The 18,444-nt window shown below is 40.8% G+C and carries 16 protein-coding genes and 1 pseudogene; 6 read left to right on the plus strand and 11 right to left on the minus strand.

Annotated elements, in window-relative coordinates:
* Positions 1-1,149, minus strand: a pseudogene (locus tag ACFE93_RS29420) (hypothetical protein); the annotation flags it as partial.
* Between the two features lie 305 nt (positions 1,150-1,454).
* Here ACFE93_RS29420 and ACFE93_RS29425 point away from each other — a divergent pair.
* On the plus strand, positions 1,455-2,084 hold the full coding sequence (locus ACFE93_RS29425) for a hypothetical protein (RefSeq protein WP_375478807.1): 630 nt from the start codon (positions 1,455-1,457) through the stop codon (positions 2,082-2,084).
* Between the two features lie 475 nt (positions 2,085-2,559).
* Here the strand turns inward: ACFE93_RS29425 and ACFE93_RS29430 are convergent, their stop codons facing one another.
* From ACFE93_RS29430 to ACFE93_RS29440, 3 genes are all read right to left on the minus strand, one after another.
* Positions 2,560-3,261: a hypothetical protein gene (locus ACFE93_RS29430; protein ID WP_375478809.1), complete on the minus strand. Its 702-nt coding sequence runs from the start codon at positions 3,259-3,261 to the stop codon at positions 2,560-2,562.
* Between the two features lie 382 nt (positions 3,262-3,643).
* Positions 3,644-4,411, minus strand: a complete 768-nt coding sequence (locus ACFE93_RS29435) for a phosphatase PAP2 family protein (protein WP_375478837.1) — start codon at positions 4,409-4,411, stop codon at positions 3,644-3,646.
* 36 nt (positions 4,412-4,447) lie between these two features.
* Complete coding sequence (locus ACFE93_RS29440; protein ID WP_375478811.1) at positions 4,448-5,689, minus strand: hypothetical protein; 1,242 nt, start codon at positions 5,687-5,689, stop codon at positions 4,448-4,450.
* A 94-nt stretch (positions 5,690-5,783) separates the two neighbouring features.
* Between ACFE93_RS29440 and ACFE93_RS29445 the strand changes: the two genes are divergently transcribed.
* Both ACFE93_RS29445 and ACFE93_RS29450 read left to right on the plus strand, forming a co-directional pair.
* A complete protein-coding gene (locus tag ACFE93_RS29445; protein WP_375478813.1) occupies positions 5,784-5,948 on the plus strand; it encodes a hypothetical protein in 165 nt (54 codons plus the stop codon).
* Between the two features lie 48 nt (positions 5,949-5,996).
* The gene (locus ACFE93_RS29450; RefSeq protein WP_375478815.1) at positions 5,997-6,305 is read left to right on the plus strand and encodes a hypothetical protein; all 309 of its coding nucleotides are present in this window, start codon (positions 5,997-5,999) and stop codon (positions 6,303-6,305) included.
* A gap of 117 nt (positions 6,306-6,422) precedes the next feature.
* On the opposite strand, the gene ACFE93_RS29455 is transcribed toward ACFE93_RS29450, so the two are convergent.
* From ACFE93_RS29455 to ACFE93_RS29470, 4 genes are all read right to left on the minus strand, one after another.
* Positions 6,423-7,157: a glutathione peroxidase gene (locus ACFE93_RS29455; RefSeq protein ID WP_375478817.1), complete on the minus strand. Its 735-nt coding sequence runs from the start codon at positions 7,155-7,157 to the stop codon at positions 6,423-6,425.
* Positions 7,158-7,234: 77 nt separating this feature from the next.
* The gene (locus tag ACFE93_RS29460) at positions 7,235-8,164 is read right to left on the minus strand and encodes an alpha/beta fold hydrolase (protein ID WP_375478819.1); all 930 of its coding nucleotides are present in this window, start codon (positions 8,162-8,164) and stop codon (positions 7,235-7,237) included.
* A gap of 22 nt (positions 8,165-8,186) precedes the next feature.
* The gene (locus ACFE93_RS29465) at positions 8,187-9,011 is read right to left on the minus strand and encodes an SDR family oxidoreductase (protein WP_375478821.1); all 825 of its coding nucleotides are present in this window, start codon (positions 9,009-9,011) and stop codon (positions 8,187-8,189) included.
* Between the two features lie 109 nt (positions 9,012-9,120).
* The gene (locus ACFE93_RS29470; RefSeq protein WP_375478823.1) at positions 9,121-9,606 is read right to left on the minus strand and encodes a glutathione peroxidase; all 486 of its coding nucleotides are present in this window, start codon (positions 9,604-9,606) and stop codon (positions 9,121-9,123) included.
* A 1,112-nt stretch (positions 9,607-10,718) separates the two neighbouring features.
* Between ACFE93_RS29470 and ACFE93_RS29475 the strand changes: the two genes are divergently transcribed.
* Entirely contained in the window at positions 10,719-11,174 is a 456-nt protein-coding gene (locus tag ACFE93_RS29475) for a DUF2141 domain-containing protein (RefSeq protein WP_375478825.1), read from the plus strand.
* Positions 11,175-11,266: 92 nt separating this feature from the next.
* Here ACFE93_RS29475 and ACFE93_RS29480 read toward each other — a convergent pair whose 3' ends face one another.
* Both ACFE93_RS29480 and ACFE93_RS29485 read right to left on the minus strand, forming a co-directional pair.
* Complete coding sequence (locus ACFE93_RS29480) at positions 11,267-12,397, minus strand: peptidoglycan-binding protein (protein WP_375478827.1); 1,131 nt, start codon at positions 12,395-12,397, stop codon at positions 11,267-11,269.
* A gap of 226 nt (positions 12,398-12,623) precedes the next feature.
* The gene (locus tag ACFE93_RS29485) at positions 12,624-13,691 is read right to left on the minus strand and encodes a DMT family transporter (protein ID WP_375478829.1); all 1,068 of its coding nucleotides are present in this window, start codon (positions 13,689-13,691) and stop codon (positions 12,624-12,626) included.
* A gap of 497 nt (positions 13,692-14,188) precedes the next feature.
* Here ACFE93_RS29485 and ACFE93_RS29490 point away from each other — a divergent pair, with 497 nt between their 5' ends.
* The gene (locus ACFE93_RS29490) at positions 14,189-15,094 is read left to right on the plus strand and encodes an amino acid ABC transporter substrate-binding protein (protein WP_375478831.1); all 906 of its coding nucleotides are present in this window, start codon (positions 14,189-14,191) and stop codon (positions 15,092-15,094) included.
* 320 nt (positions 15,095-15,414) lie between these two features.
* On the plus strand, positions 15,415-16,755 hold the full coding sequence (locus ACFE93_RS29495; RefSeq protein ID WP_375478833.1) for a cytochrome P450: 1,341 nt from the start codon (positions 15,415-15,417) through the stop codon (positions 16,753-16,755).
* A 306-nt stretch (positions 16,756-17,061) separates the two neighbouring features.
* On the opposite strand, the gene ACFE93_RS29500 is transcribed toward ACFE93_RS29495, so the two are convergent.
* Positions 17,062-18,330, minus strand: coding sequence for a bifunctional sterol desaturase/short chain dehydrogenase (locus tag ACFE93_RS29500; protein WP_375478835.1), 1,269 nt, complete (start codon positions 18,328-18,330; stop codon positions 17,062-17,064).
* Positions 18,331-18,444 lie beyond the last annotated feature (114 nt).

Genomic DNA, 18,444 nt, shown 5'->3' on the forward strand with positions numbered 1-18,444 from the left:
ACATTTTACCAGTTTTAACCTCCGCTTTTTTCTGAGTTTGTGAGAAATTCGGGTCAAAGGGAGAGAGGAATGGGTTGTCCAGACATCAGTGAGGCGGTCAATTAAGATTTTGCCGATCCGAATAACAAGACTGATGAAAAACCAAATAATCAGTAGCGCCAGGGGCCTGGCTATAGCGTCTGCACACCATCTCATGAGGTAGGGGACGCGATACATGATGACCACAATCCCAATGTACCACATCAGAATAAATGCCCAAAACAGTAGCCATGTCAGCAGAGAATAGATCCCCAGTTGGTGCTTGAGGCTGAACTGTCGCCGGATCGTGTCTAGAAACTGCGATCGCTGATGGGCGATCGTGTCTGCATCTGTTTTCTTTTCGCTGGTCTCTATTGTGTGAATAGTTGTAGATGTTTCTCCCTCAGCTTGCTTGACCACACCCTGTTTTACCGCAGTTTTCTGCTCTTGATGGCGTACTTGCAATGCCGTCTGTTTGCGAATTAGAGTTCGCCGCAGTAACCACAACACAACACTCCCCAACACTAAGCCGATGCTGATTTGCAGTGCCTGTCCAATTCGTTGCCACAATACCTTATGCGAGAAGAGTCTATTAATGCGTTCTACTTCTGCTTGTAATATTTTTTGCCACTCCTGCGCCAATTCCTCCAGAGTTTTTCCGTGGTAGTCAGCATCTGGCTCTGTTACAGTCACCAGCCTTAAAGGACGGGTCGTTTGATCGTCACTGAGCTGGAGGATTGAATCCTGATTCAGAATGGCAATAGAAACCAAAGGAGTTTGTTTAGCTTTGTTTGTTCGGTCGAGCGCTCGCATCAGCCGTTGTGTAATTTCTTCGGCACGTACCTCTACTGGAAGAGATCCGTCTGGCGGTTGGCTACGATTAAAAACAGTGGGAGAGACAATCTCAAACAAGATGTCTCTGTCTAAGGGTGAATACACAGGGGCAATTTCATACATACCGAGGCGGGTAACACCACTAGGTGGCTTGTGCGGATCGTTGGAGGCTGCGGTAGGTAAAGAAGGTAGTTGACTGTGAGCGATCGCACTCCAACCAAGCACCATTGCGATCGTCATCACACTGACTAGCACAAACCGAATTATTGAATGGTGGAAGCGATTAAACAGGAACATATCTATGAGAAAGTGATTGAGTAACTGATATTAGTGTCGATCATCTTCCGACTTTAAATTTCCTATCATCAAAATTTTAGAGATTTTAGGACAAGTTAGAACTTACGCACTGTACAAATTCGTTATCTTGTGCATCAGAGAAGCCATCGCTTCCTATACAAAAGCTCTAGAATTCAGAAATGGCGTTTTTTGGAGAGTGACACAACGCCAGATAGTTTAAGAAGAATTTGCAAATGTCAACTAGCAAATACACATTTAGGGGATGATATAAAATGTCATCTTCGTTGTCATAATTCAGGAGCTTTATGGCGATCAAATCTTCAAATTTATTTTTAGCGGTAGCATTGGCGATCACTTCTTTTAGTTTTCCCGTATCTGTAAAAGCCGATACTGTAAATGCCCGTTGCGATGTGTTCCCAAAAGGAGAAGACCGCGCCACATCCTCTGGCGTGTGTACCTTTTCCCAACGGCAGGGTGGGGTTAGCATTCAACTGGAAAATGGTCGTAGCTATGACTTGCTCCCTGAGGGTAATCGACCCGGCAATTATCGCGATCAAAATGGTGATGCTGCCTATCGACAAGCTGGACTAGGCGATCGGGGACAGATTTATCGTCTCGCCAACGAGTCGATTTTTGTCTATTGGGATACATCTGCTAATCGACAAAACTCAGGTAACAGAAATCGTAGGGCTGGTGCTAGGCGTCAGCCTGAGGCGGGTACTACTGTTTCTCGGTTAAGTGATTTAGTCGGGGCAAGGGCAGGACAGGCAGAAAATACAGTGAAAGAACGGGGCTATCGATGGGTCAAGAGTGATGATTCGGGCTACGGCTACTGGCTAGAAGGCAGAACTAACTACTGTGTAACGATCCGAACAGAGGAAGGACGCTACCAATCGATTGTTTACACAGGGGGTTCAGAGGATTGTAAGAAATAGTTGCTATAGGACTCATATTTGATTCTTGAAAAAAACTCAGTACACCTTTATTCCTTATTCCCAGTCCCCAGTCTCTACGAGTAATTCAGGAATTAAAATCGGATTGCTATATCTGGACAAACACATCCAATTTAGAGGGCACTAAGAGGATGTCTTAAGAGTGTGTTTTAAAACTTGATAAAATTGTTAAAAGTAGTAAAAGTTAACAAATTTAGCATTTACTAATGATTTTTTTACTGCACAGTCGAGGCGACTTGACACAGCGACAATGGAAGATCCTGATGTTACTGCTTCCTGCTCAAAAACTAAAAACTGATCGCCCCAGCAAAGACCACCGCACAATCATCAGTAGTTATTTTGTACTACTAACTACAATTGTATCTTGATATAATAGTTTAAGGTGCGGAATGTGAGATAAAAACTGCGAAGACATGGGTTTCGTCAAGACAAAGACGAAACCCAACAATACAGCAGACTAGAAACGAGTTCTGCCATTGCTCCAGTCGCCGGAATCGCAAGTACCACGGAAATCCTCAATCCCATTAATGGCAATCTGTCCACTGCGTCGATCAATCTCAACACGCGGATGATTTAGCCCATTTACTCGGTATTTTCCCGTGATTTGCTCAGGTGTGACACGGAGATCGTTGAGGTTCCACCATCCATCAGTACCGCCTGAATTAATTGGCGGGATGAGCCTTCCGCCCAGATGAATTTTTCCCTGCATATTACGAATCTCGACTTGAACCTCGGAATCGAACTCGTTTGTCGAAGACTCTACACGATTTTGCAGTTCATAGCGATGACGACGTGAGTTCCATTCATAGCTGTTGCGGTTTTCAAAACTTGGTTTGCGACCTTCACCGTAGCAGATTAAGGTCAGTCTTTGCAGCATTGAGTTATCGCTGTTGCGCTCAGGTGCGCCTTGCTCCCGGAGATAGGTATCGATCGCAGTTTGAGCTTTACCAATTTCTCTTGAACTACAGGAACAACCATTTTGAACTAGCTCCCCTTGAGGGCTAAAAAGGACAGTGCAACCGCTTCCTCGTGTCATCCCCGTCACACTGAAATTACCGTTGTCTACAGTGTCAATTATCGCTTGAGCATTCACAGAACTCGCGACTGTAAGTGTAAGTAAACCCAGCGCGGTCGGCGTTAAAGCTCGCAATGTTTTCATTGTTATGTTGATTGTTGTTTTGAATAAATATGAATTAATGGGATCACTCTATCACCAAGAGGTTTAATGGTAAAGTCAGTAGACCTAAAAGTTTTGCCAACGCTAAAAATAATAGCCGATGATACCGTTTTTGGATAATTAAGTTATTAGCTTTACTTACAAAACGAGTTGCTGACAAAAAATAAAATACTATATTTTGAGATACAATTTTTGAATTAAAAATAAGCTTACTGAAGCCATGCTCTGGTTTTAATAATCATCTTGCACAAGTGCAAAATTTGCCCTCATCCCCCAACCCCTTCTCCCAATTTTGGGAGAAGGGGAGCCAATTTCAAAGTCCCTCTCCCAAGCTTGGGAGAGGGATTTAGGGTGAGGGCTGATATTAATCCTCATTTATCAACTTTATTTCTTCAGGGAGTAAAGTAGTTTCATCTTTAGGACGTTTGCCATCTACAGATTTGGCTATAGTTGTATACGGATTGATAATTAGACTGACACCAATTGTCCAACCTAATGAAACCATCCAACCTGCGAGAATGTCACTGGGAAAATGAACCCCCAGGTAGAGACGACACCAGGCAATAGCTATGATGTATAAGCTGCCGAAGATGAGAACTAACCAGCGCCAAGAGCTAGCCCAAGTTAAAAATAGCAAAATTGCTACCAGAGTTACACTCGTCATCGCATGAGCGCTGGGAAATGCAAAACTAGACTCAGGTGCAATGGACTGCCACAATTGTGGACGCACTCGATGCATTAATTCCTTGGCTGTGCGGTTGATGATAATGCTTCCTGCTGAAATGGTGAGTACATAAGCTAGCGATCGCCAGCGTTTTTGAAGTAGTAACATCAGTGCGATCGCACCCAAAATCAGCATTGCCGTCCAAGGCAACCCAATTGTAGCTAGGGTGACAGCTAAAACATCTAACTGTGGGTTTGTTGTAGAATGAACTGCTAACAGAATCGGTACATCCCACGGAAACCCCGCTTGATTCTCCCATATCTTCACTGTCAGGATTTCAAAAACCTGCAAAGGTAAATAGACTCCGATCAAAAGGAGTAAGAGCGATCGCCAACGAGCAATCAACAGGTTTTCGAGAAAATCAAACGGCGACTGACTCTCTTTATTGATTTGTTTCGCTTTTTCCATATCTAAGTTAAAAAAACCGATCGACGGCTTCACTGATTACAAATTATTGGAAACTTGAGAAGTTCCACAATGTTTACAGTACGACAAATGTTTATAAGTAAGATTATGACAGTTCTGGCATTCAATGTACTGATAATAACCGCAGTGTGGACAGTAAGTATCAATATCTCGAATTCTCTTGGCACAATTAACACAGCGTGATTTTTGAACTCTGCTAGCTGCTTGGACTTTAGTATTAAAGACAAATTTTTGAAAAAACTGGATGATTCCAAAACCAATAATTGGAATTAGCAAGATATAAACATAATTTATTAGGAAAAGTAAACCACCAAAAATGGCACTGACTATATCAAATAAAAATTTAAATATTGCACCTATTTGGAGAAATTCAAATATTTTAACGATTAATGGGATAAAAAAGATAACTAGCAAATGCCAGCTAATTAGCGAAACGAGTCCATATCCTCTTCTTTGGGCAAATTTATGAACTGATAAGGCAATGAGAATCAGTGGTAAAAGAAAGAGGCTCTGAAAACCAAGTTGGATACTTGGATACCAAAATGATGCCTGCTGATAGCCTTTGTCAACTTCTTGGAATCGACTGTTATCTTTAAGAAATGCTATAAAACTAATACTTTCTGGTTTGGCAAGTAGTTCATTTTTAAGAGTAGAAGTTTCTTGTTTAAGAGTCGAAATTTGACGATTGTTTTCTTCTAATGCCTGTTTAGCTTTTTCAGCACTGACTTGGTTAATTGATTGTTCGCTACTCTGACCTGCAATTTTTTCTAATAGCGTTGAGTCATACTGAGATTTAATAGTGCTATTGGCTTGTTCCAGCCTACTAATTTTTGCTTGTTTTTGCTCGATAGTTTTGATGATTTGCTGCTTTTCAGAATTCTTAATCTTATCTTTGTAATCGGCATATTGGAAACACGTTTGAGAAACCTTACCCAGATGTCCTGCTTCGGCTTGTTGATAGTTTCCCCGATAACTAAATTGATTATTCGTGTAAGATGACAATGAAAGTCTAACGATTTCATAGTCTTTATCTTGTGTAGTTTTTGTCCGGTAATTTTGCCACTCTGAATAACATGGATAAGCCTCAGTTGGACTGATATGCCATCTGCTAATATCATCAAGTCCGGTAAAAACATTAATTAAGATAAAAATATCAATTATAATAATGATAATTAAACTGACTTTATTCAGTGGTTCGTTGTTGATTGTTCTTGAATTACTAAAAAATTGACTCAAAATTCGGCGAATTCTGGCAAACATATTGTCTTTTAAATAAATGTAAATTTAATCCGAATCAATTTTATCCGATCGCTAGTGAATAGGTGGACAAAAATACATCTACCCATCTGAAGATTTGTTAACTGCTGACGAAAAACAAAATCCCCAACAACTTTTACAAAGTCGGGAATCTGTGGCTTTCAATTCTCACAAATCAGGCTACGGTCAAAAATATCATAACTTTCCCCTGAAGTTGACACAATTGATGATTGTGTACCCCAACTTAATACCGTTCGGTTAAGAATATTCGTAGCGACTGTTTTAAAAGTCAAGCGATCGCGCTTTGTTTGTGGAGATTTATGAAAGCGGCGATCGCACCTGTGTACTCGATTGCGGTGCGACAAAGTTTGAAGTACTTCAACACGACTTTCAAGTACTTCAACACGACTTCGGAGTACCTCAACACGACTTCGGAGTACCTCAACACGACTTTAGAGTACCTCAACACGACTTTAGAGTACTTCAACACGACTTCGGAGTACCTCAACACGACTTTAGAGTACCTCAACACGACTTTAGAGTACTTCAACACGACTTTCAAGTACTTCAACATGACTTCGAGGTATCTGTTGCTTATATAACAATACGGTTCACTTAAGGGAGAGGGGGGAGACAAGGGAGAAATTTCTTCTTATCCTTGTCCTCCTTGTCCCAGTGAAGAGAAGATTTCTATTTTTTAGGCAAAACCTACATAGTATTGCAACCCTACTCAACCCTATTTAGCGGCGAAGTAGGCTTCTAGTGCCTCAGAACCACCAATTAATTTACCATCGATAAATACTTGGGGAACTGTTGTCGCACCTGTAACTGCTTTTAACGACCGCGTGGTGATATCCTTGCCCAAGGTAATTTCTTCGTAGTTGATGCCATGTTCCTTGAGCATTGCCTTAGCACGGGCACAAAAGGGACAACCCACTTTCGCAAACAGTGAAACTACTTCGGGCTTCACTGCTTGGGGGTTGATGTATCTGAGCATTGTCTCAGCATCAGACACCTTAAAGGGATCTCCTGGCTCCTCTGGTTCAATAAACATCTGGTTAATTACACCATCTTTCACCAGCATAGAATAGCGCCACGATCGCTTCCCAAACCCCAAGTCTGATTTATCTACCAACAGGCCCATACCTTCAGTAAATTCACCATTCCCATCAGGAATTAGTGTAATATTTCCTGCCTCTTGATCCTTCGCCCATTCGTTCATCACAAAGGTATCGTTAACAGAAATACAGATAATGTCATCGACACCATTTGCTTTGAAAACCGGAGCCAATTCGTTGTAGCCAGGGAGGTGAGTGGATGAACAAGTCGGAGTATAAGCACCCGGTAAAGAGAAGACAACTACTGTCTTATTAGCAAATAGCTGATCGGTTGTCACATTTATCCACTCGTTGTTACTGCGAGTATGAAAAGTGACATTGGGTACTTTTTTTCCTTGATGATTGGGTAACATAATTTTGCTTGCCTTTAGTAATCAATTCCAGTCATAACCTATCATGAGAGAACTGGTGCGATGTAACTATCAATCAGCTAAAAAACTTCATTAATGAATGGAGCGATCGCTGCTACAAATTCACTGGTTGATTCATAGGGTAAAACATTACGCCCATTTATTTTTATACCTTGACTTTGAGGCAAACAAGCAAGGTAGTGAGCCAAGCGTTCATCTGGGGTTTCTTTTTTATTGTCTTGGCTAATACTCGATGCAGTTTCTCCCACAACCGCTAATGTTGGTTGCTGAATCGAGTCAAGAACACTAGTATAATCATCTCGCCAAAACCCTGCTAAAAAAGAAAACACTGCATGACGACTAGCAGGATTTTCTGCACCTGCAAGCAATGTATTCAACCACTCTCCATCTACAGCATTTTCAGAAGCAAAGAGTTGACGAATCGAGAAAGAACGTAAAAATTTTGGGGTGCGTGCATAGCGATAAAAAGCACTACCAAAAGGCGAATCTAACATATTCCAAAGGAATTTTTTCTGCCATTCTGGTGGTTTATTTCTCATCAAAGCCCACGTTGGCGGCCCAGAAAGTACCAGTCCGGCAATTAAATTTGATTCCTTTTGCACTAGTTGGATGGCAACTGGCAATAAAGCACCTTGTACTACAACAATAACCCGTTCTTGGATTACTGTTTGTAAAAAGAACTGCAACTGTTCTGCCCAATTACTAGGAGTGTAAGCTACATGGGGCATATCACTTTCACCACATCCTAGTAAATCAGGGTTATAAATTGAATTACACTGACCTGTACTATACCACTCGCGACAAAATCGTTGCCAAAATCGCCGCGACAATCCCACGCCAATCGGATGAATTAATAGTAAGGGAATGCCCTCAGATGTTGTATTAATTGGTTGATGAACTTCGTAGGCACAAAGATAATTCTGCCAACTGTAAAACTGGCTAGGAGATGCTGTCAAATTGGTTGTGTTAGCTACAGCAGATGGTTGCATAATTCCTAGTTTTTAATACTTGCTAAAAAATCATCTGTGGATGAATAAACTCGTATCCAGCTTCTTTGAGCTTTTCATTCGATACCCAAGCATTATATGGGCGAGTACTCTTGATAGATGTATCCCATTCTACTTTGGGTAAATTATGTTTTTCAAATAAGCTATCTAGCAAGTCTCGGCTGATGAGATGTGCATCATCTACCAGATTGTAAATTCCTTGCAAACGACGGTGACGGGCGAATTCTATCGCACCAACAATATCATCTAGATGAACCCAATTTGTGATATCTTCGCCATTGCCCGGACGGGTTGTACCAGAATATCTATCAAATATTTTCAACAGTTCTCTGCCAGTTCCATAAATACCTCCTAAGCGAAAGATACAAACACGGAGATTTTCGCTAGATGCTGATAGCAACACATCTTCTGTTTTTCGGAGAATTTGTGCATTTAAATTAGCAGGTGCAAGCGGTGTTTCTTCATCTACCCATACACCATTCCTATCACCATATACGGCATAACTACCTGTGTATATTAATTGTTTTACACTCTTAATCTGTTGTAAGCATGAAACTAAAGTTTGGGCAGTTTGTAGATAGGTTTCTTCATAAACTTCTCTACTTTTTGCCCCAACACTCAAAAGTACAACATCTTGATTGTGCAAAACTGATTTTAGACTATCTATGTCATTACCACAGGTAACTACAACTCTTTGAGATACTGATTGTAGTGCAGGGACACGCTCAGGCGAAGTTGTGGTTACACTGACAACAAAATTCATATCTTGCTGCCAATATTGAGCAACTTTATAACCAACATAACCACACCCAATGATTGCAACGTTCATGACAAATTAGACACAAATAAATTAAACTACTAATTGAGAATATTTTCTCAATGAAGGGACTACCAAAAATCAATATCAATTGTAAAACCTAATGACTAATGAATAATGGCTATTTTGCTAATTCTTTCTCAACTATGGCAATTATCTCTGGTAAATTTGGCTGAACACTACTATTAAATCGAGCTACTACTTCACCTTGCTTATTAACTAAAAATTTTTCAAAGTTCCAAGCAACATTTACCGTTGGCTCAACGGCTTTAGTAAGTCGCTCATAAAGTGGATGCTGCTGTGAGCCTTTAGCATGAACTTTATCGAATAGTTCAAAGGTAACACCATACTTACTCGTGCAGAATTGCACAATTTCTTCATTGCTTCCTGGCTCCTGCGCTCCAAAATCGTTACAAGGGAACCCCAAAATACGTAAACCTGCTTCTCCATACTTTTGGTTCAACTTTTCTAACCCCTCGTATTGAGAAGTATAACCGCAGAAGGAAGCCACATTTACAATTAAGAGTACCTTGCCGGTGTAGTCGTTTAATTGCTTATCTTCACCGTTGATGGTCTTGACTGCAATATCCGAAATTGTGTTACTCATCTTAAATGTGATTTATAGGGAATATTGCCAAGTCTCCCATATTACAGGTACTCTAAACCCGGTTTCTTTAAGGAAATTAGGTTTGTTAGCCTTGTTATAACAATTCTATGTGAGTCATGTAGTTGCAAAACGCTGTATTTTGTATAAATAGCTCGATTAAGCTGCTATTTCAGGATAAGAGTGGGAAATCTGCGTTGCTTTTAATACAAAATTTTGAGTGCAGCGATCGATTGATATACCTTTAAAGTCACAAAGAATTAACTCTTTGTATAAAAAATTAACAACATCCAAAATTGTCCAATTATGATATTAGAAAATACGTAGCTATAAAAGATATAGTTGCTTTTTTGTTGCATCATGAGTTATGTTTTATAACAAAAACAAAAAATGTATTTTATAATACAGTTTTTTTGCTTTGAGTAAATAGACAATCAGTCAAATTTATCCGTTTAGGCATAAATTTACCAAAGTTAAATCAGGAACTAGTACCGCTGCGCGGAAGTCAAAAGTCAAAAGTCAAAAGTCAAAAGTCAAAAGTATTGTATTCCAGGCTTTTGCGTCATTTTGAATGGTATGTTTATTTACGCCATGTTGTACTAGTACAGCACGGCATAAATAAACCACCCCTTCGGGTGACGCTTTCTACGAGACGCTGCACTAACGGCAGTTCCTCATGGGGGAAACCCCCTTGGCGCTAGCCTCTCCCTTTGGGAGAAGACCGGACTGCCTCACCATTCAAAATTAATGAAACGCTTACACTGTATTCATTTTGACTTTTGACTTTTGACTTTTGACTTCCGCCTTGCGGTACTAGTCTCATAATTTCTGTGAAGGAATGTTTATGTTTTGATTGAGTCAGAGTTTTTAATATTAGAAAAATTGTGTTTCCAGAAAAATAAATAACTGATACGGAGAATGAGATGATTATTTCCTAAAAGTATTGACTAAAAGCTGAATTTGGTTAGCTTAATTAAATTAATTGATGTTGCTAAGTCTATTACTAACATCAATTACCACTTTTACAGCAGAAAAAAATAACCAATAAATAAACGTATTCGTCCCTGGCATCGCCTACTGGCGCTAGCGATCGCATTTTACCTTGTGAAAATTTTATGCTTAAAAGCTTAAGAGTTAGTATGCTGCTATTGGCAGTAGTGGGAAATCTGGCATGGTCATTTAGTGCCAAGGCAAATTTTAACGGCAAACTCACCGTGGAAATTGATGGCTTGAAGAATAAACAAGGACAAGTATGTGCCAGTATATTTGCTAGCAGTGAAGGATTTCCTAGCGATCGCGATCGCGTCTTACAAAAGCAGTGTACCAAAATTACTGAAAATCCCTTATCCATTACCTTTAACAACTTGAAAGCAGGTAGCTACGCCGTTGCTGTCTTCCACGATCAAAATAATGACCGCACTCTTAATACCAATATTTTTGGTATACCAAGGGAAGGTTTTGGATTTTCCAGCAACCCAGAAATTCGCACAAGAGCGCCTAAATTTAGCGAAGCAGCATTTTTAGTGGCAGGGCCAGATACCAATATCCAAATCCAGTTGAAATATTTTTAAGCTGACAGCAGATTCAGCTTGGTACACTGCCAATTTTAGATTTTATATTGAAGGAAAAATCTAAAATCTAAAATCTAATGACTCCTGCTTTATTATTCTAAATCATTGTCTGAATTTTCCTGTAGACTCTGTTGCTCCGGCAAGCCACGTATTCGATTCATCTGAGTTAAAGCATATCGTGCTGTTGCTTGCACATCGGTATCTGGATCTTCTAGCGCATGGTGCAACATCTGACTCATTTGACCCATCATGTCATAAACGCGCGTCAGGTCACGGATCGCATTTTGCCGCACTTGTGGACTTTCATTTTGGATGGAAGTTGCTAAAGCACGGTTCATCGGTTTGAGTGTGCGGATGCTAATTTCTGACAAAGCTGCCAAAATTAAGCTACTTTCTTGAGAATCAGCATCAATTATCAGGTCAACCAGATGCTGAATTGCCCGCGAATCTCCCTGCTGACCCAAATCCCAAATAGCCTTGCGCCGCTTCATTGGGTCAGAACTGCGTAAATCTTGAATTAATTCGTCAACGATATTGAGTTTAGCAAGACGGGAGGTTTTTTCTGGTAGCAGTAATTGTGGGGAAAGTGGTGGTGTAGTTGTTTGTAAACTAGTGATAGTCTCCAGTAAAGGTGGTGTAATCGGGTCTTTGTTAGCTTCACTTAAACTTTTAGGCTCTGATATTTCGGACTTTTGCACTTGCTTGACCTTCTGAAACCACCTCAGCAGATAAATAAGTGCGCCAGTACCTCCTAGAACTCCAATGGTAAATAGTAACCACCAGACAAAACCTCTTTCGGTTGGTTTGGGTTTTGTAGAAGTTGGAGCAATAGAGGGAACTATTGGAGAGGCGACAAACTGCTTTTTAGCCTCCATTGCTGCTTGCAGTTTCTCCTGAGTCGCCGGGCCAGCAATCCCATCCACTTTTAAACCCTTTACTTTCTGGAATTTAGTTACAGCGATTTCCGTATTGGCGTCGTACTCTCCATTTACCACACCACTGTAGTATCCCAACTGCTTTAATTGGGTTTGTAGTCTCTGCACATCTGATTTTTGACTACCATATCTCAAAAGAGCCGGACTAGCAGTAACTGTTGAACTAGCTTGTGCAAGTTCTAAAATTTTAGGTGCTAGGTTAGGTGTGGCTGCGCTTGAGCGATTTGGGTAAAAACCCACGCAATAAAAACAGGTAAATATCAGAATTGAGGAACGGCATAGCCTCATATTGCAAGTTTCAGCCTGAACGTGCTTTTCAAGTTTTCGATACCACAATAACTTCTAGACGACCAAATGTTAAGTGTCATTTTTTATTGGAAATGGGGCATTGGGCATGGGGCATTGGGAAAAAGGAGGCAGGAGGCAGAAGTTCTTTAATTTTTAATTGATTTCTCCCTCATCTCCCTACTGAATTACGAATTACGAATTACGAATTACAAATTATTTTAACAAGTTAGGGTAATATTTTTGTTTCAGATTCTCTAACTTCTAAGTTTATGGAGTTCAATTTTTTAGCAGATGTTTCTAAAACTGGTTGCTGTATATTAGCTATCTCGCCGACAGTAACTGTGTCCTTTTGTCCTGCTAAAGTATCACGTTGGTTAATGAGATAGATGCTGATTAAAGTGAGAAATACTCCTACCCATTGCAACGGACTGAGAACTTCAGAGAGTAAAAGATTGCCGAATAGTAGTGCAAAGACGGGTGTCAGGAAGGTGAGAGAACTAAGACTTGTAAGACTGCCACTAGAGGCAAAGTAGAAGAATAACCCATAAGCGATCGCGCTGCCAAATACGGTAGCATAACCCAAAGCCATGAAATCAGATCCTCCCAGATTTTCCCACTGCTGGGATTCAACGACTGATGAAATTCCCCATAGTGGCAATCCGCCTAAAATCATGTGCCATCCCGTAGCGCTTATAGGGTCAGCATGTCGGCATACAAACCGAATCAACACTGTTCCTACTGCCATTGATAGCGCTGCTAACAGCATTAACCACTCACCACTAGCAAACAAATCTTGCCAGTTGCCGATTGTCATATTTGCTCCTGAGTCGAAAAAATGTAAAATCCACTCATCGGGTAAGCCAATTAAACTAATACCTGTGACTCCCAAGCCTAGCCCCAGCCATCCCCAAAAACCAATCTGTTCTTGGAATAGCCACAACGACAGTAAGGCAACAGCCAAGGGTTGCGAGTCAATCATCACAGACCCCAAACCTGCACTAGTTCTGACTAATCCCTCTGCTAAAAAGCCTTGAAACAGCGTCCCATCTATTAGGGCAAATAAGGCAATCCACAGCCATGCAGCCCAACCCTTCGGCTGGGGTTTACCCATAAATGCTGCTGCAATCAGAATTAACATCCCTGCTGGTATCAGACGCACACCTGCCATGAATAGCGGTGTGGTATGGGGTATCACTCCTTTCATGGCTACCATTGCCGTCCCCCATAGGAAAAAGGGGGCGATTAACAACAGGGGGGCGAAGGGAAGTCGAGATGCACTGAGTTTCAGTTGCATGGTTTGCTGATGCCTTTGTTTAACAAGCGCAAAAATTACTTTACCTAATTTTACCGAATTATGTAGTTTTGCGTAGACATCGCCTTGTGGCAGCTGCTTTGCACCATCGCATCGCGTCGTTAAAGACAGTGAAACTGTCCAGCCTGAGCCTAGTGCGTGCGATCCTTGTAACTCGAATTGAGGAATTGTCAGATTACTAAAGTATGCTTTTACTCATACTCTCAATGGTGCCGTGTATACGTATCTCACAGCTTATGCCCTGAAAGCTTTTTTACTCGACTACTCACTTTTCAAATATCCTCTTAAAGTTGGCTGCAATTTTTCTTTCATCACTCTGGTGAAAGAAGAATAATGTAAAGAATAGTTACTAGATAACCTTACTATGTACTTGATAGTGATAACTTCTTGAGCTTGATATATACAGCAGATTGCAACTTGGTGAAGCAGTGCGGTCTTCTCCCAAGGGGATTTGAAAAAATGACCTACTCTTAAAGCTTATGTACGAAAAAATTGCTATTCCTATTTTAAGTCTTATGTTTGCAACGCTCATGTCTAATGTTGTATCTGCTGAGACTGTAATGAAGAAAGTCGCCAGAACAGGAGTATTAACAGCTGGTACTAGTAAAGATGCGCTACCTTTTGCCTATGTGGATAGTCAAGGAAAGTTAAATGGTTATTCTATAGATATGCTGACTCTGATTAAAGAGCAATTAGAAAAAGACACAGGAAAAAAAATTAAACTGCAATTAGTTGGTCTTAGCCCCTCTGAGCGGATTCCTAAAATAGTTAATCACCAAGTTGATATTGTGTGTGATGCTAGTAGTTTTACATGGAAGCGAGATAAAAAAGTAGACTTTTCTGTAAGCTATGGTGCGACTGGAACCCAATTATTAGTTAAGAAAGGAAGCAATCTAGGTTCTCCTGAATCACTTATTGGAAAGAGAATTGGGGTGCTGGCGGGAACCACAAATGAGCAGGCGATCGCTCATGTACAACCCAAAGTTAAGCTAGTATATTTTAAAACTAGAGCAGAGGGATACACAGCTTTGCAACAAAATACTATTGATGCTTTCTCATCCGATAGCATTCTTTTGGAGGCATGGCTGGAACAGCAAAAAAATCCCGATGCTTTTGCGATCGTACCCGATCGCCCCTATTCACGAGAAGGTATCGCTTGCATGGTGCCAGAAAATAACTCCAAATTCTTGGATACAGTCAATTATTCTCTGGTAAAGTTCATGCAAGGATTTATCAATGGGAATCAGCGATATGTCGCTATTTTTGACCGTTGGTTTGGCTCTCAAGGCGCTGTAGCGCTCAATCGAGATTTACGTGATTTGGTAGTGGAAACTATGCAATTGGTCATAGAATTTCGTGAGGAAATTCCTAAAAGTGAACTGTGAAATAATAGGTTTTGCCCACAAAATCATCGGAAGCATCCCAATTTTGCAATTTTACTAAGATCGTAGATGGTCATTGCGAATGAAGCGAAGCGGAATGAAGCAATCGCAACTAAAGCCAAAACATTTATCCACAATACATCTAAGCCAACACCTTTGAGCAAAATACCTCGAACGATCGCAATCTAATGGCGCAGGGGATTGAGTAGGGAGGCATGGCTAGCTTAATAAATGCGGTCATGAGCCAGTCCCTAAATATGGTTACTCAAGCATAATAAATGTATTTGTTTAAGATTATTAAGTGTAATCTACAGGTAAATATTATGCTTAGTCAATTACCGAATTGCATTACTAGCCCTTCGTGGTGGCAACTGATTGGATGGATTGCCGATCCGATTGGATTTCAGCAAAAGTATAGTCAAGAGTATGAAGATATTTTTTCCATGCAACTGGGTGGACTCGGTTATTATGTAATTCTTAGCCATCCCCAAGCTATTCAAGAAATTTTCAGTCAAGATTCTAAATTTGATATTGGTCGTGGTAATAGACTTGCAGAACCTTTGATTGGGCGAAATTCTCTCATGTTAATAGATGGTGCCCGCCATCGACGAGAACGAAAATTATTAATGCCCCCCTTTCATGGAGAAAAGCTACAGACTTATGCTCAACAAATCTGCTTAATTACGGAGCAAATCGCTAGTCAATGGCAAATCGGTCAACCTTTTGTAGCTCGTTCTGCCATGCAGAAAGTTAGTCTAGAACTAATTTTACAAATTGTCTTTGGTTTAAGTGAAGGGGAACGCTATCAACTAATTTTACCTCTCCTTACTAGTTGGTTAGATATGACTGATTCTCCTTTGCGCTCCAGTATGCTATTTTTCCCATTCTTACAACAAGATTGGGGAAAATGGACTCCTTGGGGGCAGATGAAAAGTAGACAAAGCTATATTCATCAGCTACTTCAAGCCGAAATTGAAGAAAAAAGAACAAAGAACGATCACCAGGGTGATGTTCTGAGCTTGATGATGGCAGCACGGGATGAAAATGGGCAAGCAATGACCGACGATGAATTAAAAGATGAATTGCTGACAATTTTATTTGCTGGACATGAAACTACTGCAACAACGCTAGCGTGGGCTTTTTATGAAATTCACCGAAATTCAGATATTCTCGTAAAATTGCAGCAGGAACTCGACAGCTTGGGAGAAAATCCTAACCCGATGCAAATTGCCCAACTTCCTTACTTGAGCGCAGTTTGCCAAGAAACCCTGCGGATGTATCCAGTCCTGCCAGGGCTTTTCCCACGCATTACCAAATCATCCATAAATATTGCCGGATACCAGTTTCCTCCTGACACAACTTTAATGATAAGTATTTACCTTTTGCATCACCGGGAAGACTTGTATCCTAATCCTCAACAATTTAATCCCGAACGTTTTTTAGGACGGCAGTATTCCCCTTGGGAGTTCATTCCTTTTGGTGGCGGAAGTCGGCGCTGTTTAGGATATGCCCTTGCTCTGTTAGAAATCAAATTAGTCCTGGCAACAGTTTTATCTAATTATCAACTTACCCTAGTAGAAAATAAACCGATTAAACTGCAACGACGTGGATTTACCCTTGCTCCGAATGGTGGAGTTCGGATGATGGCTATTAAAAAACGATAAACTTGCTTGGCAGGAACTTGCGTAGCGATCGCTTTCTCAAGTTTATCCAAATTCTGTTTCCATTTAGTCAAAGTCCCTCTCCCAAGCTTGCTATGGTGTACACACATCTTGGTAATCAAGCCCAAACCCTGGATTTACCCCCCTTAGTCCCCCCCTTGTCAAGAAGGGAAATATCCGGTTCTCCCCCGATGCTTTGGGTGAGTTAGATGGGGGTAAGGAGAACTTGTGTGTACCCCGTAGCTTAAGCTTGGGAGAGGGACTTAGGGTGAAAGCTCATTGATTCATGCAAAAAGTCTATTTTTTTGACTATTGTTTGCGTAAGTCCTGTTCGCTTTTCGCTGTCCGGCTGAAGAGTCGATAGTATAGTGACGTACTAGTTTCCTTTAAGGGAAACAGCAGATAGGTGAGAGGATTTATTGCCACAATAATATTTCGGAAGTCTCGTCGGGCGAAAAATAAGATTGCACGAGCAACTTGCTGTGCAGACATCACTCCATAAGGATTAAGTTGACTCTTAAATGGGCCAAGAATTAACTTGCGAATTACACAATCCCCATCTAAACGCTTGAGGGTGACAATATCTCCTAGCGCTCTTTTGCTGAGTTCATAAAGCGGACTCAGTGCTGGAGAAACCTCAGCCTCAGAAGTGTTCACCCAGATTTCCTTGGTTGCTTTTGCTTGTGGGCCTGTTACAGTTGTCGAAAATATATCTATCAACCGCAATGCTGAAAAGGTATTCACTTCATAAGAGGAGTTGATAGCCTCCGGTGTGCGGCTGGCATAGACATTGACTCCATGATTGATAATTAAAATATCTACTTTCTCTAAACTATCCTTCAGATTGGCTTCCTTGCCCAACTGCCAGGAAACCACCTTTACCCCAACTTGCTCTACTAATTTTTCTGGATTAGTGGTTAATGCCACGACTTTAGCATTATTCTTTACAAGTTCAGCCGCCAACGCTTGCCCCAACGCTCCTGATGCTCCGGTTAAAGCAATGGTTTTACCTTTGAGAGATAGTCCTGTACCAAGAATTTTATCCACTAGGGGAAAGACGCCACTGTAGTAGGCGTTAACATCATCAAAATGATGCCGCCAATGGTAAGACCGATTTACCCACCAAATCGATGGAATTGTCTCTAAAGGGCCGGGTAGGTGGTTGTAATCTGTATCAATTTTTCCTTGAAAATATCGTATAGATGCGCCATACAAAAAGGTGCAAGCGTAAGCTACTCCCAGCCATAACCCTTTATGCTGGATAATTAAGGCAATGACTATCAATACCACCAGCAGTAGACTCGATTCTAAAATGTCGTGATAAAGCTGAGATTCTTGGTAAACTTTTTGGGAAACTATCGATAAATCGCGGCGATAAGCCATGTGGTGCTTGTTGTGCCATTTAGCAAGCCAATTAACTTGGTGACACAAAGCATGGTAGCTGTCTCTCAATATCTCAGCAAGTAAAAGTGAGAAAAGTGCCCAACTAGCAAACTCTAAGCTGGCATTTAGCCAAACCCAATTAATTTGTAAGCTTGTTTCAATTCCGATCAAGTTTTCAGCTAGCATTTTTATCATGTTTGTCTATACTCGTTTTTTTTATCATTCTTCATGATCTGATAAAGGTGCGTTCAGGTCGAGTTTAGAGCAAATTCAAATCAAAGGAAATGGGGAATGGGGAGTGGGGAATGA

The organism is uncultured Nostoc sp., assembly GCF_964247315.1.
Classification (GTDB): domain Bacteria; phylum Cyanobacteriota; class Cyanobacteriia; order Cyanobacteriales; family Nostocaceae; genus Nostoc.

Bases quoted from the DNA above. Each gene is read 5' to 3' on its own strand.
- ACFE93_RS29425 (WP_375478807.1), top strand. From the start codon at position 1,455: ATGGCGATCAAATCTTCAAATTTATTTTTAGCGGTAGCATTGGCGATC.
- ACFE93_RS29430 (WP_375478809.1), bottom strand. From the start codon at position 3,261: ATGAAAACATTGCGAGCTTTAACGCCGACCGCGCTGGGTTTACTTACA.
- ACFE93_RS29435 (WP_375478837.1), bottom strand. From the start codon at position 4,411: ATGGAAAAAGCGAAACAAATCAATAAAGAGAGTCAGTCGCCGTTTGAT.
- ACFE93_RS29440 (WP_375478811.1), bottom strand. From the start codon at position 5,689: ATGTTTGCCAGAATTCGCCGAATTTTGAGTCAATTTTTTAGTAATTCA.
- ACFE93_RS29455 (WP_375478817.1), bottom strand. From the start codon at position 7,157: ATGTTACCCAATCATCAAGGAAAAAAAGTACCCAATGTCACTTTTCAT.
- ACFE93_RS29460 (WP_375478819.1), bottom strand. From the start codon at position 8,164: ATGCAACCATCTGCTGTAGCTAACACAACCAATTTGACAGCATCTCCT.
- ACFE93_RS29465 (WP_375478821.1), bottom strand. From the start codon at position 9,011: ATGAACGTTGCAATCATTGGGTGTGGTTATGTTGGTTATAAAGTTGCT.
- ACFE93_RS29470 (WP_375478823.1), bottom strand. From the start codon at position 9,606: ATGAGTAACACAATTTCGGATATTGCAGTCAAGACCATCAACGGTGAA.
- ACFE93_RS29475 (WP_375478825.1), top strand. From the start codon at position 10,719: ATGCTTAAAAGCTTAAGAGTTAGTATGCTGCTATTGGCAGTAGTGGGA.
- ACFE93_RS29480 (WP_375478827.1), bottom strand. From the start codon at position 12,397: ATGAGGCTATGCCGTTCCTCAATTCTGATATTTACCTGTTTTTATTGC.
- ACFE93_RS29485 (WP_375478829.1), bottom strand. From the start codon at position 13,691: ATGCAACTGAAACTCAGTGCATCTCGACTTCCCTTCGCCCCCCTGTTG.
- ACFE93_RS29490 (WP_375478831.1), top strand. From the start codon at position 14,189: ATGTACGAAAAAATTGCTATTCCTATTTTAAGTCTTATGTTTGCAACG.
- ACFE93_RS29495 (WP_375478833.1), top strand. From the start codon at position 15,415: ATGCTTAGTCAATTACCGAATTGCATTACTAGCCCTTCGTGGTGGCAA.
- ACFE93_RS29500 (WP_375478835.1), bottom strand. From the start codon at position 18,330: ATGATAAAAATGCTAGCTGAAAACTTGATCGGAATTGAAACAAGCTTA.